The organism is Ancylobacter moscoviensis, assembly GCF_007559435.1.
GTDB lineage: Bacteria > Pseudomonadota > Alphaproteobacteria > Rhizobiales > Xanthobacteraceae > Ancylobacter > Ancylobacter moscoviensis.
This window is the reverse complement of record NZ_VMBP01000005.1, coordinates 225,485-242,645: the sequence shown is the minus strand read 5'-3', so window position 1 is coordinate 242,645 and position 17,161 is coordinate 225,485. Positions and strand designations below refer to the sequence as shown.

Genomic DNA, 17,161 nt, shown 5'->3' with positions numbered 1-17,161 from the left:
TGCACCGGCGGAACCGAAGGCGTGGATGGCCGGTCCAAGCCCGGCCATGACGACGTTTCCAGCCACACCACTGCGTTGCCCACCATGCCTATAAAGCTCATCGCGCCTTCTCCATCCGGAAGCGGCTCTCGGCGAACTCGCCGGCCAGCGTGATGGCGCCGTTGATCACGAAATAGATCGCTCCGGCGGTCAGATAGATTTCCAGCGGCTGGAAGGTCGAGGTGGCGATGTTCTGGGCGAGGCGGGTGAGTTCCAGCACGCCGACCACCGAGATCAGCGAGGAGGCCTTCACCATCATCGTCGTCTCGTTGACCAACGAGGGCAGCGTGAAGCGCACGGCCAGCGGCACCTCGATGCGGGTGAGGATCTGCGCCCGGCTGAGGCCGACCATGCGCGCCGCTTCGATCAGCCCCGGCGGGATGCCGAGGAAACCGCCGCGCAGGATTTCGGCGATGTAGGCGCCGGTGCACAGCGCCAGCGTGCCCACCGCCGCGACGGAGGACGGCACGTTCACCCCGATCAGCGGCAGGCAGTAATAGGAGATGAGCAGTTGCACCAGCAGCGGCACGCCGCGGAAGAAGCTCACATAGAAGGCAGAGACGGCGCGGCCGAGGCGCGAGGCGGAAAGCCCCGCCGCGCACATCAGCGTGCCGATGCAGAAGCCGATGGCCACCGAGGTGAGCGAGTAGATCACCGTCCAGACCGAGGCTTGGAGCAGCATCGGCAACGATTTGACGATGATTTCCGTATTGAACATCAAGGCTCCAGCCGCATACGCGCCTTGTTCCGCGAAGGCCGACCATCCCGAGCGCGGCCTGTCGCCTCCCGATAAGACGACCCCGTACCCGGAAGCAAGATGCCCGCCAGTTGAGGCGCCTCAGGCTCCCGTGGCGCTCGCCGCCATGCCGCGCTGGCGGCGGGCCAGCGCGTAGCGGTTCTCCGGCACGGGCACGCCGAGATTGGCACGCAGCGTCGTGCCTTCATATTCATCACGGAACAGCCCGCGGCGGCGCAGCTCGGGCACCACCAGCTCGACGAAATCCTCCAGCGCGGAAGGCAGCGTCGGGAACATGAGGATGAACCCGTCCGCCGCGCGGCCCTGGAACCATTCCTCCATGAAATCGGCCACCACCTGCGGCGTGCCGGTGATGCCGTTGCCGGTGTGCTTCTCGCTGAACAGATGGATCAGCTCGCCGACCGTATGGCCCTTCATCACGAAGTCGGTGAGTTCGTCGAACAGCGCCTTGGAGCCCTTCGGCGCCGCCGGCAGGCGGTCCTTCGGGAAGGGCGCGTCGAGCGGCACGCCGGAGAGGTCCGCTTCCAGGAATTCGGCCAGCATCGCCCGGCCGACATCCGGATGCAGCTTGCCGGCGAGGAACTCGACCTTCTCCCGCGCCTCTGCCTCGGTGCGCCCGACATTCAGGACCACGCCCGGCATCACCTTCAGATCGTCCGGCGCGCGGCCGAACTTCGCCATCCGGTCCTTCAGCGTGGCGTAGAAGGCCTGGCTGCGCTCGAAATTGGAGGCGAGCGAGAACACCAGCTCCGCCGTTTCCGCCGCCAGCTCGATGCCGGCCTCCGAGCCGCCGGCCTGCGCGATCACCGGCCGGCCCTGCGGCGTCGCGGCGATGTTGAGCGGACCGCGCACCTGGAAGTGCTTGCCCTTGTGGTTGAGCGTGTGGAGCTTGTCCTTGTCGTAATAGACGCCGCTGGCCCGATCGAGCAGCAGGGCATCCTGCTCGAAGCTGTCCCACAGCCCGAACACGACGTCGACGAACTCCTTGCCGCGCTCGTAGCGCAGCGCGTGCGGGTCGAGGCCCTCGCGGTTGAAGTTGTAGCCGGTCTCGTCATGGTCGGAGGTGACGACGTTCCAGCACGCCCGCCCGCCGCTCAGATGATCGACGGAGGCGAAGATGCGGGCGAGGTTGAACGGCTCGTAATAGGAGGTCGAGGCCGTCGCCACGAGACCAAGACGCGAGGTCGAGACGGCGAGCGCGGAGATCAGCGACAGCGGCTCGAAACGGTTCATCTTGGTCGGCAGGCGGCACAGCGCCTCGGGATCGCCGATGGCGGCGGCGGGCGAATCCGCCATGAACATGAAGTCGAACTTCGCGGCCTCCGAGAGCTGCGCCACCTTGAGCAGGTGGCGGAAATCATTGGCTCCGTGGACGTCACTGCCCGGGTGCAGCCAGCCGGCCGGGTTGTACCCGAAGGTGTAGACGAAGGTTCCGAGCTTCAACTTGTCCGAGCGCTTCATGCCGGTCATCTCCTGCATGGCGCCATCTTATTTGTATAGACCTACTTGTCGAGGTCGCCTGCGGCCTCCCACAGCTCGACAAGGTAGAATTCCCCTGTTCCTTGGGTTTCGAGACGCGCCGGCTCACGCAGCAGCACGGCGTCGCCGGCCTTGAGACGGGCACCCTCGACGGCGAGCCCGGAGGTGCGCGCCAGCAGCAGGAGCGCCCCTTCCGCCGGCGTCAGCGTCGTCGGTGCGTCGATGCGTTGCCAGCGCAGGCGATGCGCGTAGCGCCCGCGCCGCGTCATCACGTTGAGGTCGACGACCGGGCCGCTGAGTAGGCGCGCCCGGGTCGGCGCATCACCGGGAAAGGAAGCCGGCACGCCGTCCTTGAGGACCGTCTGCGGCGCCCTGCCCTCCACCTCCAGAACGAGCCCCTCCCCCTCCAGCACCGCGAGCGTGCGCTCGATGCCGGGAAAGGCCGAGAAGGCCCCGTCCTCGACGACGCTCGCCATGCTGACGCGCCAGTCGAACGTGTCGAGCCCGGCGCCCGCCGGCGAGACGGCGATCTCCGTGGTGGAGCCGGCGCCGTTCTTCCACGGCATCACCTTGTGGTCGGCGGCGCACAGGATCTTCATGGGCGGCCCCTCTCAGCCGAGAATGCCCGGCAGGTCGAGCTGGTGCTCCCTCGCGCACTCGATGGCGATCTCGTAGCCGGCATCGGCATGGCGCATCACGCCGGTCGCCGGGTCGTTCCACAGAACCCGGGCGATGCGGGCATCCGCATCCGCCGTGCCGTCGCAGCAGATCACCATGCCCGCATGCTGCGAGAAGCCCATGCCGACGCCGCCGCCATGATGCAGCGACACCCAGGTCGCGCCCGAGGCGGTGTTGAGCAGCGCGTTGAGCAGCGGCCAGTCGGACACGGCGTCGGAGCCGTCCTGCATCGCCTCGGTCTCGCGGTTCGGAGAAGCGACCGAGCCCGAGTCCAGATGGTCGCGGCCGATGACGATGGGGGCCTTCAGCTCGCCCTTGCGCACCATCTCGTTGAAGGCGAGCCCCAGCCGGTGGCGATCACCCAGGCCAACCCAGCAGATGCGCGCCGGCAGGCCCTGGAACTTGATGCGCTCGGCCGCCATGTCGAGCCAGTTGTGCAGGTGCGGATTGTCGGGGATCAGCTCCTTCACCTTGGCGTCGGTCTTGGCGATGTCTTCCGGATCACCCGACAGCGCCGCCCAGCGGAACGGACCGATGCCGCGGCAGAACAGCGGACGGATATAGGCCGGCACGAAGCCGGGGAAGTCGAAGGCGTTGGTCACGCCTTCCTCCAGCGCCATCTGGCGGATGTTGTTGCCGTAGTCGACGGTCGGGATGCCGGCGTGGAAGAAGTCGAGCATCGCCTTCACATGCACCGCCATCGAGGCCTTGGCGGCCTTGGCGACACCGGCCGGATCGGAGAGCTTGCGGTCCTCCCACTGCTGCAGCGTCCAGCCGATCGGCAGGTAGCCGTTCACCGGGTCATGAGCGGAGGTCTGGTCGGTCACCATGTCCGGCTTCACGCCGCGCCGTACCAGCTCCGGCAGCACCTCGGCGGTGTTGCCGAGCAGACCCACGGAGAGCGGCTTGCCCACCTCGCAGGACTCCTGGATCAGGCGCAGCGCCTCGTCGAGATTGTCGGTGGAAGTGTCGAGATAGCCGGTGCGCAGGCGGAAATCGATGGAGGACGGCCGGCACTCGACCGCAAGGCAGCTCGCGCCCGCCATGGTGGCGGCGAGCGGCTGCGCGCCGCCCATGCCGCCGAGGCCGCCGGTGAGGATCCACTTGCCCTTCAGCGAACCGCCGAAATGCTGGCGGCCCATCTCCACGAAGGTCTCGTAGGTGCCCTGCACGATGCCCTGGGCGCCGATATAGATCCAGGAGCCGGCCGTCATCTGGCCGTACATCATGAGCCCCTTTTTATCGAGCTCGTTGAAGTGCTCCCAGGTCGCCCAGCGCGGCACGAGGTTGGAATTGGCGATCAGCACCCGCGGCGCGTCCTTGTGGGTACGGAACACGCCGACCGGCTTGCCCGACTGCACCAGCAGCGTCTGGTCGGCCTCCAGCGTCTTCAGCGCGGCGACGATCTTGTCGAAGCACTCCCAGTTGCGCGCCGCGCGGCCGATGCCACCATAGACCACCAGCTCGCCCGGCTTCTCCGCGACATCGGGGTCGAGGTTGTTCATCAGCATGCGCAGCGGCGCCTCGGTGAGCCAGCTCTTGGCCGAAAGCTCGGTGCCGTGGGCGGCGCGGATGACGCGGGTGTTGTCGATACGAACCGGTTGGCGGGTCATGGGTGTCTCCCTCAGGCGCGCGAGCGTGCAAAGGCGATGCACGCCTCGAAGATGCGGACGAGCGCCGCGCGGCAGGGCGCGGCATGATCGGGGTCGTAGGCGGCGGGCCAGTTCTCCGGGCCGACGGGCCCGAGCGGCTCGAGCATGTAGGTGCGGCAGGCGAGCTCCATCTGCACCGCATGCACGCCCGCCTCGGGCCGGCCGTAATGGCGGGTGATCCAGCCGCCCTTGAAGCGCGCGTTGCTCACACGGCTGAAGTCGGTCGCGTCGCAGATCGACTCGATCGCCGCCTGCAACTCGGGGGCGCAGGTGGTCCCGGAATTGGTGCCCACATTGAAATTCGGCAGCGTGCCCTCGAACAGGCGCGGGACCACGGAGCGGATCGAGTGGCAGTCATAGACCACGATCGTGCCGTGAACGGCGCGGGCATGCTCGATCTCGGCCTCGAGGGCCGCGTGGTAGGGGTCGAAATAGGCGGCGCGGCGGGCGGCGACGTCCGGTCCGCGGCCCTCCTTGTACAGCGGCTCGCCGTCGAAGGTGGTGGTCGGGCAGAGTTCGGTCGTCGCCTGTCCCGGATAGAGCGAGACGCCGGAGGGGTCGCGGTTCACGTCGATGGCGGTGCGCGAGATCGCGGTGCGCACGACGCTCGCGCCCATGCGCGCCGCGAAGTCGTACAGCGTCTCGATCCACCAGTCGCAGTCCTTGCGGGCCAGCCAGGGCGAGAGGAGATCGGCGGCGATGTCGTCGGGAATCTCGGTACCGGTGTGCGGCAGCGAGACCACGAGCGGCGCGGTGCCGCGATGGACGGAGATGAAGGAGGGGTGGGTCACGCCGCTCACTCCCCGCTGATCGACGGCAGCAGCTCCGCCGCCAGCGCGGCGACGGCGCCGGAGCGGACGAGGCCGTTCGCCGCTTCCATGTCGGTGGCGAAGTAGCGGTCCTCGTCGAGCGAGGGCACCTCGATGCGCAGCGCGGCGCGCACCTTCTCCAGCACCGGGCTGGAAGCCAGCGGAGCGTGGAAATCGCAGCCCTGCGCCGCGGCGAGCAATTCGATTCCGACGACGGCCTCCGCGTTCTCCACCATCCCCTTCAGCCGGCGCGCGCCATGCGCGGCCATGGAGACGTGGTCTTCCTGATTGGCGGAGGTCGGAATGGAATCGACGCTCGCGGGATAGGCCTTCTGCTTGTTCTCCGAGACCAGCGCCGCCGCCGTCACCTGCGGGATCATGAAGCCGGAGTTGAGGCCCGGCCTCGGGGTGAGGAAGGCCGGCATGCCCGACAGCGCCGGATCGACCAGCATGGCGATGCGCCGCTCGCTCAGCGAGCCGATCTCGCACACCGCCAGCGCGATCATGTCGGCGGCGAAGGCCACCGGCTCGGCGTGGAAGTTGCCGCCGGAGAGCGCTTCACCGCCCTCGGCGAAGATCAGCGGGTTGTCGGAGACGCCGTTGGCCTCGGTCTCCAGCGTGCTCGCGGCCTGCCGCAGCACGTCCAGCGCCGCGCCCATCACCTGCGGCTGGCAGCGCAGGCAATAGGGATCCTGCACGCGCTCGTCGCCGACGAGATGCGAGGCGCGGATGGCCGAGCCCTCCATCAGCCGGCGCAGCGCCTCGGCGGTCTCGATCTGGCCGCGATGCTTGCGCAGGACATGGATGCGCGGATCGAAGGGCGCATCGGAACCACGCGCCGCGTCGGTCGAGAGCGCGCCGGTCACGAGGGCGGAGCGGAACAGGTTCTCCGCCTCGAACAGGCCGGCGAGCGCGTTGGCGGTCGAAAACTGCGTGCCGTTGAGCAGCGCCAGCCCTTCCTTCGGACCCAGCTCGACCGGGGCGAGGCCCGCCTCGGCAAGGGCCGCCGCCGCGGGCTTGCGCACGCCGTCGACGAAGATCTCGCCGACGCCGATCATGGTCGCCGTCATGTGCGAGAGCGGCGCGAGGTCGCCGGAGGCGCCGACCGAGCCCTGGCAGGGCACGACCGGCGTCAGCCCCTTCACCAGCATCGCCTCCAGCAGGGCGAGCGTGTCCGGCTGGATGCCGGAAGCGCCCTGGGCGAGGCTGGCGAGCTTGAGCGCCATCATCAGCCGGGCGACCGGCACCGGCATCGGCTCGCCGACGCCCGCGGCGTGCGAGAGCACGATGTTGCGCTGGAGTCGGGCGAGATCGGCATCGCCGATGCGCACCGTCGCGAGCTTGCCGAAGCCGGTATTGATGCCATAGACCGGCTCGCCCTTCGCGAGGATGTCGGCCACCGCCTTCGCCGAGCGCTCCACCGCCGGCAGGCAGGACGGATCGAGCCGCGCCCGCGCGCCGCGATAGACGGTCCGCCACTGGCCGAGCGAGACCTCGCCCGGCTTGAGGATGATCTCGGTCATGCGCCTCTCCAGATACGGGCGTGAAGCGGGTTGAACCCCATGCGATAGACCAGCTCCGCCGGCCGCTCGATGTCCCAGATCGCGAGGTCGCAGTTCTTGCCGGCCTCCAGCGTGCCGATCTCGCCGAGCCGTCCCAGTGCCCGCGCCGCCTCGCGCGTTACGCCGGCGAGGCATTCCTCCACCGTCATGCGGAACAGCGTCGCGCCCATGTTCATGGTCAGCAGCAGGGAAGTGAGCGGCGAGGTGCCGGGATTGCAGTCGGTGGCAAGCGCCATATGCGTGCCGTGCCGGCGGAATAGCTCGACGGGCGGGACCTTGGTCTCGCGGATGAAATAGAACGCGCCCGGCAGCAGCACCGCGACGGTGCCGGCCTGCGCCATGGCGCGCGCGCCTTCCTCGTCGGTGTGTTCGAGATGATCGGCCGACAGCGCGCCGAAACCGGCCGCCAGCTTCGCCCCATGCAGGTTGGAGAGCTGGTCGGCGTGCAGCTTCACCGGCAGGCCGAGTTCCCGCGCCGCCGTGAACAGCCGTGCCACCTCCTCGGGCGAGAAGGCGATGCCCTCGCAGAAGGCGTCCACCGCGTCGGCGAGCTTCTCCGCCGCGATGCGCGGCAGCAGCGCGATCATCCGGTCGATATAGGCCGCCTTGTCGCCCTTGGCCTCCGGCGGCAGCGCATGGGCGCCGAGGAAGGTGGTGGCCACCGATACCGGACGCGCGGCCCCGACCGCGCGCGCGGCGCGCAGGCTCTTCAGCTCCGCCTCCTCCGAGAGGCCGTAGCCCGACTTGATCTCGACCGTGGTCACGCCCTCGGCGATGAGCGCGTCGAGGCGGCGCACGGCGGAGGCGACGAGGTCGCCTTCGCCCGCTTCGCGCGTCGCCTTCATGGTGGAGACGATGCCGCCGCCCGCCCGGGCGATCTCCTCATAGGAGGCGCCGGCAAGGCGCAGCTCGAACTCGTGCGCGCGGTCGCCGCCGAAGACGAGATGCGTGTGGCAGTCGACGAGGCCCGGCGTGATCCAGCGCCCCTCGCAATCGATCGTCTCGTCCGCCGCGAAGGCCGGCGCCTCGTCCGCCGCGCCGGCATAGACGATGCGTCCGTCCTTTGCCGCGACGACACCCTGCTCGACGATTCCGAGACCCTCGCGCCCCACGGCCAGTGTCGCCAGCCGCGCCCCTCGCCATAATCGGTCGCAGCGCATCAACCTCTCCTCGGAACGGATGACAGGGGGTGAATTAATGTCTATACATAATAGCACATCTCGCCGCCTGTCCATAGTCTTCGGAGCGACGCCGCCATGACCCGCCTCTGGTTCGAATCCGCTTATCTGGCAACTGGTTGGGCCTCCGATGTCAGCGTCGGCATCGAAGATGGCGCCATCGTCTCGCTCACTCATGACACGGCGCCGACAGCGGATGCCGAGCGCCACGCGGTCGGCCTGCCGGGCCTGCCGAACCTGCACAGCCACGCCTTCCAGCGCGCCTTCGCCGGCAACACGGAGGTGCGCGGTCCCACAGGCGACAGTTTCTGGACCTGGCGCGAGGCTATGTACCGGGCGGTCGACCGCATGGACCCGGAGGACGTGGAGGCCATCGCCGCCCTGGCCTATGTCGAGATGCTGGAGGCCGGCTTCACCCGCGTCGGCGAGTTCCACTACCTGCACCACGGCCGCGACGGCACGCCCTACGCCGACATCGGCGAACTCTCGGCCCGCATCGCCGCGGCCGCCGGAGCGACCGGCATCGCGCTGACGCTGCTGCCGGTCTTCTATGCCCATGGCGGCTTCGGCGCGCAGGTGCCCAACCACGGCCAGCGGCGCTTCATCAACGACGTCGAGAGCTTCGGCCGGCTGATGGAGTCGGCGCGGCGCGCTCTGGCCTCCCTGCCCGACGCCGTGCTCGGCCTCGCCCCGCACAGCCTGCGCGCCGCGACCACCGGGGAGATTGCCGCCATCCTGCCGCTCACGGCTGGACCGATCCACATCCATGTCGCCGAACAGGTGAAGGAGGTCGAGGACTGCCTCGCCTGGAGCGGCCGCCGGCCGGTGGAGTATCTGCTGGACGAGGCGCCCGTCGACGGGCGCTGGTGCCTCATCCACGCGACGCATATGACGCCGGACGAGACCCGCCGCATGGCGAAGAGCGGGGCCGTCGCCGGGCTCTGCCCGATCACCGAGGCCAATCTCGGCGACGGCATCTTCCCTGCCCCCGCCTTCGTCGAGGCGGGCGGCGCCTATGGCGTCGGCTCGGACTCCAACGTGCGGATCGACGCCGCCGAGGAGCTGCGCCTGCTGGAATATTCCCAGCGCCTCGCCCACCGCGCCCGCAACGTGCTGGCGATGAGCGAAGGCCGCTCGACCGGCGCCGCCCTGTTCGCCGCCGCCTTCAAGGGCGGAGCGCAGGCACTCGATGGCGGTCCCGGCCTCGCCGTGGGCGCCCCGGCCGACATCGTCAGCCTTGATGCCCGCCATCCCTCGCTGGAAGGCCGGCAGCGGGCGGCGGCGCTGGACGGCTGGATCTTCGCGACGGCGCAGAACGGCATCGATTGCGTCTGGCGGCGCGGCGTCAAGCTGGTCGAAGCCGGCCGCCACCGCGACCGCGAGGCCATCCGGCAGCGCTTCCGCGCCGCGCTCGCCCGCATCGCGAGCTGAGGAGGCGGGGAGCCCGGCCCCGATCGCGAGCCGGCCCGGCCGGGTGCTTTCCCTCCCGGCCGCCGCTCTCATCCGGTCAGCCCCTCAGCACCCGCCGCAGCCCGGCCATGCGGTCGATCACCACCATCGCGATGCCGGAGATCAGGATCAGCGAGCTCGCCAGCGCCGCGCCCACGGCGTCGTACTGGAACTTGATGTAGGTGAAGAGCTCGACCGGCAGCGGCGTCCAGCCCGGCGGGGCAAGGAAGACCGAGATCGGGAAGTCGTTCCACGAGAGCACAAAGCACAGCACGAAACTGGAGATGAGGCCGGTCTTCATCACCGGTAGGGTGATCGAGAGCATCGTGCGCACCGGGCCGGCGCCGACATTGCGGGCGGCCTCCTCCAGCGACGTGTCGAAGTTCTGCATGCTGGCGGTGAGGATGCGGGCCGCGAAGGGCAGCACGTGGATGGCATGGCCGATGACCAGCGCCGGAATGCCGCCGCCGAAGCCGAGCTGCACGAAATAGACGTAGAGCGCCAGGCTGAAGATGGTGGTCGGAATCAGCAGCGGCGACATGATCAGCAGGTTGATCAGCGCCTTGCCCTTGAAGTCGTAGCGCACCATCGCCAGCACCGCGAGCAGCGCCAGCGTGTTGGCGACGAGCGAGGCGACGATGCCAAGGATGAGGCTCACCCCCATCGCCCGCACGAAGGTCTCCGACGTCCAGGCGGCCTTGAACCAGTCGAGCGTGAAGCCCGATGGCGGCAGGATGAACTCGCGCGGGTTCACCGAGACGATCAACGTGATGATGATGGGGAAGAAGAGGAACGCCATCGCCGCATAGGTGAACAGGCGCAGGGCGGCGGTGCCGATATCGGGGGAGCGCATGACGGGCGTCCTCATCTCTTCGCTTCGAGACGGTTGAGGATGAGCTTCCCGAAGAGGAAGGACATGCCGAGGAGAATGGTCGCGTTGGCGGCGATCATGATCACCGAGAGGCTGGAGGCGAAGGGCAGGTCGTTGTTGAGCAGGGCCTCGCGGTAGATCACGAGGCCGATCATCTGCGTGTCGGTCGCTCCGACCATCAGCGGCACGGCGAAGGCGGAGAAGTTCAGCGTGAAGACGATCACCAGCCCGGCATAGAGCCCGGGCATGGTGAGCGGGAAGGTGATGCTCCAGAAGGCCCGCCAGCGGCTCGCCCCGACATTGCGCGCCGCCTCCACGAAGGAGGGGTTGATGCGCTCGATGCTGTCGAGCAGCGACAGCACGATATAGGGCATGCCGATGTAGACGAGCAGGATGACGACGCCCTTCAGGTCCCACATGTAGCGCACCGGCTCGTCATAGACGCGCAGCGCGATCATGAGGGAATTCAGCAGGCCGCCACCGCGGAAGATGACGATCCAGCCATAGACCAGCGTCACGAGACCGATCAGCAGCGGCGAGAGCACCATGGTCATCAGCACGTTGCGCTGCACGCCGCGCGTACCGGCGATGTAGAGCGCCACCGGGTAGCCGAGGAGCACAGAGATCGCCGTCGTGAGGATCGCCACACGGATCGAGAACCAGAGCGTGTTGACGAGGTACCAGCCGGAACCGAGGAATCGCGTGTAGTTCTCGAAGGTGAAGGCCGACACCATGTAGGCGCCGTCCACCGTGTGGTTGAAGCTGGTGCGCACCACCCACATCAGGGGAAGGATGACAAAGATCGTCAGCGCGAGAGCGGCCGGCGCCAGCAGCAGGGCGGCGTTGCGTGCCTTCATGACGCCGGCGCCCCCTTGCGGTCGATCAGCCGGAAATGATCCGGCTCGATGCTCAGCCACACGGTCTCGCCGATCTGCGCCGAGCCATGGATGTCGTGGGCCTCGACGAAGAGCGCCTCGCCGCCGGGAAGCGCCACGGTGTAGCGCAGGGTCGGGCCGTAATATTCGATGAAATCGACCCGCGCCGCGAGCATGTTCGCCCCCTCCCGGCGCTCGGCGAGGATGCGTACCCGCTCGGGCCGCAGCAGCACGCGCACCGCGCTGCCGGGAGCGGCGGATATGCGGTTGCCGACGCGCAGCGTCAGCGTCTCGCCCACCTTCACCGTGGCCACGCCTTCGCCGATGTCGCTGACGATGCCGTCGAAGAAATTCGTGGTGCCGACGAAATCGGCGACGAATTCCGACTGCGGGTCCTCATAGACCTCCAGCGGCCGGGCCACGCGAACGATCTCGCCGCCACTCATGATCACCACCCGGTCCGACATGGACAGGGCTTCCTCCTGATCGTGGGTGACGTAGAGGGTGGTCATGTTCAGCCGCTGCTGCAGCTTCTTCAGCTCCCGGCGCATCGCCACGCGCAGGGCGCGATCGAGATTGCTCAGCGGCTCGTCCATCAACAGCAGTTGCGGCTCCAGCGCCAGCGCCCGGGCAAGCGCCACGCGCTGCTGCTGGCCGCCGGAAAGCTGGCGCGGCAGGCGCCCCTCGAAGCCGGAAAGCCCGGTGACGGCGAGCGATTCCTCCACCTTGTTGCGGATGAAAGCCTTGTCGCGCTTGCGCAGCTTCAGCCCGAAGGCGACGTTCTCCGCCACCGTCATATGCGGCCACAGCGCGTAGTTCTGGAAGACGAAGCCGACCTCGCGCTTCTCCGGCGGCAGATAGGTGACGTCGCGGCCGTTGATGCGGATGTGCCCGTCCGAGGCCATCACGAAGCCGGCGATCATGCGCAGCGTGGTGGTCTTGCCGCAGCCGCTGGGGCCGAGCAGCGAGACGAACTCGCCATGACGGACATCGAACGACACGTCGTTCACGGCCGATACGTGGCCATATCGCTTGCAGACCCCCTCGACCTGAATGGCTTTGCCGGTGGAATCGTTCATCGTCAGAGGGTCTCCGGGGAAGTCGGGCCTGGGGCGCGGCACGCGGCGCGACGCTCGTCGCGGCGGGGCGGTGCCGGCCCTTCCCACAAAAGCATCATGGACGGACCGCGGCGGGAAGCCGGCCGATGCCGGTCTCCCGCCGCCATTCCTCGCGTCACTTGGTGGTCAGCTTGCTCAGCTCTTCCTGCCACTTCGCCTTGTTGGCGGTGATCTTGTCCTGATCGGGGAGGAAGAGGCGCTTGAACTGCTCGTTCTGCACCAGCAGGTTCTTGTAGGCGAAGTCCTCGGGGATCTTCGCGTTCTGCACGGTGGGTGCGTAGAGGTTGCGGGTGGCGAAGGCCTGCTGCACCTCGGGGCTGAGAATGTAGTTCACGAAGGCGAAGGCCATCGCCGGGTCCTTGGCGGTCTTCGGCACGTTCACGCTGCTGATCAGCGGAAAGGTACCCTCCTCCGGCCGGACGAAGGCGATGTTCGTGGCGCCCTTGTCGAGCAGGTCCTTCATGCGGCCGGTCGCGAGAATGCCGATCCAGGCATCCTCGGTCTGGAAGAGCGAAACCATCTGGCTCTCGACATCGAGCGCGCCGATCAGATTGCCGCTGTTGAACAGCTCCGCCATCTTCTTCAGCCCGGGCTCGATATTCTCGATGCTGCCGCCGTTCTTGTTGGCTTCCAGCACCGTCAGGCTGAGCGTGGGGATGTGCTGCATGCCGTAGATGACGACATGGTTCTTGTATTCCGGCTTCCAGAGCTCGTCCCAGCTCGTCGGTGGGGTCTTCACCTTGTCGGAATTGTAGGCGAGCACGTAGTCGCCGACATTGGCGAAGATCGTGTAGGGCGAATAAACGGCATTGGGATAGAGATTGGCCATGTTCGGGATCTTGCTCTTGTCGAGCTCGAGCCACAGGCCTTCCTTCTCCCCGGCGATCGAATTGAGCAGGGTGTTGGTCGTCACGTCGACCTGCCCCAGACGGGACTTGATCAGGTGATCGGGGCTGGAGCCGACCACCCATTCGATCTTGCACTTGTGGGCTTCCTCGAAGCCCTTGGCGACCGCCTCGTAGGTTTTCTGGTAGTTACCGCCCCATGTGGTGACGCGGAGCGTGCAGTCTTCCGCCCGCACCGGTGCGGCGAAGGCGAGGAGCGCTCCGGCAAGGAGCAACGCTGGCACTGACGTTTTCATATCCGTTCCCCTTTGGATGTCTCTCTGGACGTTTCTTCCCTCGACGATCGCGTCTCCCTTCTCGTGGGGAGACTGCCTGCCAATTCCGGCCGCCAGCCTGTCGTGCCGCCCTTCCGTCGGGACGGTTCAGCCCTTCGCCTTGCGGCGATTGCGCAGGTCGGTCAGCGAATAGCGGGAGTGGATGGCCTCCTGATCGACGGTGAGCTCGATCAGCGCCGGCCGTCCGGCAGCGAGCGCGCGCTCGAAGGCCGGAGCGAACTCCTCGGTGGTGGTCACGCGCTCGGCATGGGCGCCATAGGCCTTGGCCAGCGCGTAGAAATCGGGATTGACCAGCTGGGTGCCGTTGACCCGCCCCTCGAGGCGGTTTTCCTCATGGATGCGGATGGTGCCGTACATGTTGTTGTTGAACAGGACGACGATCACGTTCGCGCCGTACTGCACGGCGGTGATCAGCTCCTCTGAGCTCATCTGGAAGCATCCGTCGCCGACGAAATCGACCACCACGCGCTCGGGATGGACAAGCTTGGCCGAGATCGCCGCCGGCAGGCTGTAGCCCATCGAGCCGCTGATCGGCCCGAGCTGGGTGTGCAGCCGGTAATGGGCAAAGTAGCGCTGGCTCCACGTTGCATAGGCGCCGACGCCATTGGTGACGATGGCGTCCTCCGGCAGACGCTCGCGCAGCCATTTCATCACCTGCGGCAGGTCGATCGAGCCGGGGCACGGGCCGGGACGGGTCTCGGCCTCGAAGGTCTCGCGCAGCTTCGCCGTCCAGCCGTCGCGGGCGGCATGCGCGACCGGCGCATGGGCGGCGAGCGCCCGGCAGAAGGCGCCGTTGTCGGCGAGCAAGGCGAGATCGACCTGGAAGACGCGGTTCAGCTCGGCGAAATTATTGGTGACATGCACGAATTTCTGTTTCGGCACCGGGATGCTGAAAAGCGTGAAGCCCTCCATGTAGCCGGCGCCGATCGTGTTAACGTCGCTGAGCGCGTCGTTGCACATGATGACGAAGTCGGCGTCCCTGATGTGGGCGAGCAGCGCCGGGTTGGAGCCGATGCCGATCTCGCCGACATAGCAGGGCAGCCGGTGGTCGATGATGTCGCGCCGGCGGAAGGTGGTAACGACGGGCACGTTGCTCGCCGCCGCGAAGGCCTGGATGTCGCCGCGCGCCGCTTCCGTCCAGCCGGAGCCGCCGACGATGAGCAACGGACGCTCGGCCTGCGCCAGCAGGGAGAAGATGGTCTCGACATCCTCCGCCGCGGGCGTGCCGGCGTGGGCGGGCACGGAGCGCTTGCCGGAGGGCACGCTCGCCTCCTCCTCCAGCACGTCCTCGGGCACGACGAGCACGACCGGGCCCATGCGGCCGGTCATCGCCGTCTGATAGGCGCGCTGGACGAATTCCGGGATGCGGGCGGCATCGTCGATCTGCGCCACCCATTTCGCCGTCGGGGCGAACATGGTGCGGAAGTCGTAGGACATGAACGCCTCGCGCTCCATCAGAGCGCGCTTCACCTGGCCGACGATGAGGATCATCGGCGAGGAATCCTGATAGGCGGTGTGGACGCCGTTCACAGCATTGGTGGCACCCGGGCTGCGGGTGACGAAGGCGACGCCCGGCCGGCCGGTGAGCTTGCCGTAGGCCTCCGCCATCTGCGCGGCACCGTTCTCGTGGCGGCAGCCGACGGCGCGGATGCCGGGATGGCGCACCGCCAGCGCGTCGAGCGCACACAGGAAGCTCTCCCCCGGCACGTGATAGACGATATCCGTGCCGTTGAGGGCCAGTTCGTCGGCGAGAATCTCACTGCCCTTGCGCTTCACAGCCTGTCCTTCTCGATAGGTACGCCTGGCGGGACCGGGCGGCCGCAGCGGCCACCCGGCCGGTCGTTCAGCCGATGACGAAGGGATTGGCGATCTCTTCGGCGGTGGAGAGCCAGACCGCCTTGGTCTGCAGATATTCGCGGATGCCCTCGACGCCGTTCTCGCGGCCAATGCCACTCTTCTTGTAGCCGCCGAACGGGGTTGTGTAGGACACGTCGCGATAGGTGTTCACCCACACGCTGCCAGCCTCCAGCAGCTCGGACATGCGTAGCGCCCGCCGCATATTGGCGGTCCAGAGGCCAGCGGCGAGGCCGAACTCGGTGTCGTTGGCGATGGCGACCGCCTCCTCCATCTCGTCGAAGACGATGGTGGAGAGCACCGGGCCGAACACCTCCTCGCGGGCGATCCGCATGTCGTTGTTCACGCCGGTGAAGATGGTCGGCTCGACGAAGAAGCCCTCGGCGCATTCCGCCTCGTCCGGCCGCTTGCCGCCGAGCACCAGCTCGGCACCCTCCTGCCGCGCGATGTCGATATAGCCGAGCACCTTGTCGTACTGCATGCGATTGGCGATCGGGCCGATCTGCGTGGCGGCGTTGCGCGGGTCGCCGATGCGGGCCGACTTGCTGAAGGCGGCGAGCTTCTCGACGAAGGCGTCGTGCACCTTGCGCTGGACCAGCAGGCGGGAGCCGGCGATGCAGGTCTGGCCCACCGCGCCGAAGATGCCGCCGACCACGCCGCGCACGGCATTGTCGAGGTCCGCGTCGTCGAAGACGATGTTCGGCGACTTGCCGCCCAGCTCCAGGCTGACGCGCTTCACGTCCTTCGCTGCCAGCGAATAGAGATGCGCGCCGGTGGCCGTCGAGCCGGTGAAGCCGACATGGCGGGTGAGCGGGTGGGTGACGAGCGGCTCGCCCACCTCCTTGCCATAGCCGGTCACGACGTTGATCACGCCGGGAGGGAAGCCCGCCTTCTCGACCAGCTCCATCAGCTTCAGCGCGGTGGCGGAGGTGTGCTCGGCGGGCTTCAGCACCACGGTGTTGCCGGCCGCCAGCGCGGCCGGAAGCTTCAGCGAGAGCAGGAACAGCGGCGCGTTCCACGGCACGATGCCCACGCACACGCCGAGCGGCTCGTGCCGAGAGAAGCTGAGGGCCGGCTTGTCGCAGGGGTGCACGGCGCCTTCGATCTTGTCGGCGAGACCGGCGTAATAATAGTACCAGTTCGGGATGTAGCGGATCTGGTGGCGCATCTCGGCGAGGAGGCGGCCATTGTCGCGCACCTCGATCTCGGCGAGTTCGTCGGCGTGCTGTTCGATGAGTTCGCCGAAGCGATGGATGATCCGACCGCGCTTGGAAGGGTGCATCCGTCGCCACGGGCCTTCGGTGAAGGCCTTGTGGGCGGCGCGGACGGCACGGTCGGCATCGGAGGCGTCACCGCGGGCGACGAGCGCCCACGGCTTGGCCGTGAACGGATCGATCGTCTCGAAATACTCGCCCGAAGCCGGCGCGACCCACTCGCCGCCGATATACATGTCGAGCTTCGGCAGCGCGTCCGTGCGCGATGTCATTCACACCTCTCCCATGACACTACCGCCGCCACACGACGGCGCAGGCACTCCCGCCGCAACGGATGCGCGGGCAACAAAACACTATTGATTGAGACCCATAATGATATCTCTTTGATCGAAACTGATATCATTATATGAGGCTGTCAAGGCGGTTTTGGATGTGTCCAAAGCCAT

Annotated in this window: 14 protein-coding genes; 1 reads left to right on the top strand and 13 read right to left on the bottom strand. The window is 67.6% G+C overall.

The annotated features are described in order from the left end of the window. Positions 1-97: 97 nt before the first annotated feature. From FO470_RS15825 to hutI, 7 genes are all read right to left on the bottom strand, one after another. Entirely contained in the window at positions 98-742 is a 645-nt protein-coding gene (locus tag FO470_RS15825) for an amino acid ABC transporter permease (protein WP_418655061.1), read from the bottom strand. A 135-nt stretch (positions 743-877) separates the two neighbouring features. Continuing rightward, positions 878-2,257: an LLM class flavin-dependent oxidoreductase gene (locus tag FO470_RS15820; RefSeq protein WP_144344080.1), complete on the bottom strand. Its 1,380-nt coding sequence runs from the start codon at positions 2,255-2,257 to the stop codon at positions 878-880. Positions 2,258-2,298: 41 nt separating this feature from the next. Then, positions 2,299-2,874, bottom strand: coding sequence for a HutD/Ves family protein (locus tag FO470_RS15815; protein WP_144343931.1), 576 nt, complete (start codon positions 2,872-2,874; stop codon positions 2,299-2,301). 12 nt (positions 2,875-2,886) lie between these two features. After that, positions 2,887-4,566 (bottom strand): urocanate hydratase, encoded by a 1,680-nt coding sequence (hutU, locus tag FO470_RS15810; protein ID WP_144343930.1) that lies wholly within the window; start codon positions 4,564-4,566, stop codon positions 2,887-2,889. An 11-nt stretch (positions 4,567-4,577) separates the two neighbouring features. Beyond that, complete coding sequence (gene hutG / locus FO470_RS15805; protein ID WP_144343929.1) at positions 4,578-5,396, bottom strand: N-formylglutamate deformylase; 819 nt, start codon at positions 5,394-5,396, stop codon at positions 4,578-4,580. 5 nt (positions 5,397-5,401) lie between these two features. Next, positions 5,402-6,937 (bottom strand): histidine ammonia-lyase, encoded by a 1,536-nt coding sequence (gene hutH / locus FO470_RS15800; RefSeq protein ID WP_144343928.1) that lies wholly within the window; start codon positions 6,935-6,937, stop codon positions 5,402-5,404. Further along, on the bottom strand, positions 6,934-8,136 hold the full coding sequence (hutI, locus tag FO470_RS15795) for an imidazolonepropionase (RefSeq protein ID WP_144343927.1): 1,203 nt from the start codon (positions 8,134-8,136) through the stop codon (positions 6,934-6,936). Before hutI ends, hutH begins: the two co-directional genes overlap by 4 nt. A 96-nt stretch (positions 8,137-8,232) precedes the next feature. On the opposite strand from hutI, the gene FO470_RS15790 reads away from it, so the two are divergent. Further along, positions 8,233-9,585, top strand: a complete 1,353-nt coding sequence (locus FO470_RS15790; RefSeq protein ID WP_144343926.1) for a formimidoylglutamate deiminase — start codon at positions 8,233-8,235, stop codon at positions 9,583-9,585. Positions 9,586-9,661: 76 nt separating this feature from the next. On the opposite strand, the gene FO470_RS15785 is transcribed toward FO470_RS15790, so the two are convergent. From FO470_RS15785 to FO470_RS15760, 6 genes are all read right to left on the bottom strand, one after another. Next, on the bottom strand, positions 9,662-10,456 hold the full coding sequence (locus FO470_RS15785; RefSeq protein ID WP_144343925.1) for an ABC transporter permease: 795 nt from the start codon (positions 10,454-10,456) through the stop codon (positions 9,662-9,664). A gap of 11 nt (positions 10,457-10,467) precedes the next feature. Continuing rightward, positions 10,468-11,331 (bottom strand): ABC transporter permease, encoded by an 864-nt coding sequence (locus FO470_RS15780; RefSeq protein WP_144343924.1) that lies wholly within the window; start codon positions 11,329-11,331, stop codon positions 10,468-10,470. Further along, a complete protein-coding gene (locus FO470_RS15775) occupies positions 11,328-12,428 on the bottom strand; it encodes an ABC transporter ATP-binding protein (protein ID WP_144343923.1) in 1,101 nt (366 codons plus the stop codon). The genes FO470_RS15780 and FO470_RS15775 overlap by 4 nt, the downstream gene beginning before the upstream one ends. Positions 12,429-12,582: 154 nt before the next feature. Further along, on the bottom strand, positions 12,583-13,596 hold the full coding sequence (locus FO470_RS15770; RefSeq protein ID WP_246659614.1) for an ABC transporter substrate-binding protein: 1,014 nt from the start codon (positions 13,594-13,596) through the stop codon (positions 12,583-12,585). 138 nt (positions 13,597-13,734) lie between these two features. Continuing rightward, the gene (locus tag FO470_RS15765; RefSeq protein ID WP_144343921.1) at positions 13,735-15,423 is read right to left on the bottom strand and encodes a thiamine pyrophosphate-binding protein; all 1,689 of its coding nucleotides are present in this window, start codon (positions 15,421-15,423) and stop codon (positions 13,735-13,737) included. A 67-nt stretch (positions 15,424-15,490) separates the two neighbouring features. Continuing rightward, complete coding sequence (locus tag FO470_RS15760) at positions 15,491-16,987, bottom strand: aldehyde dehydrogenase (RefSeq protein WP_144343920.1); 1,497 nt, start codon at positions 16,985-16,987, stop codon at positions 15,491-15,493. Positions 16,988-17,161: the final 174 nt, after the last annotated feature.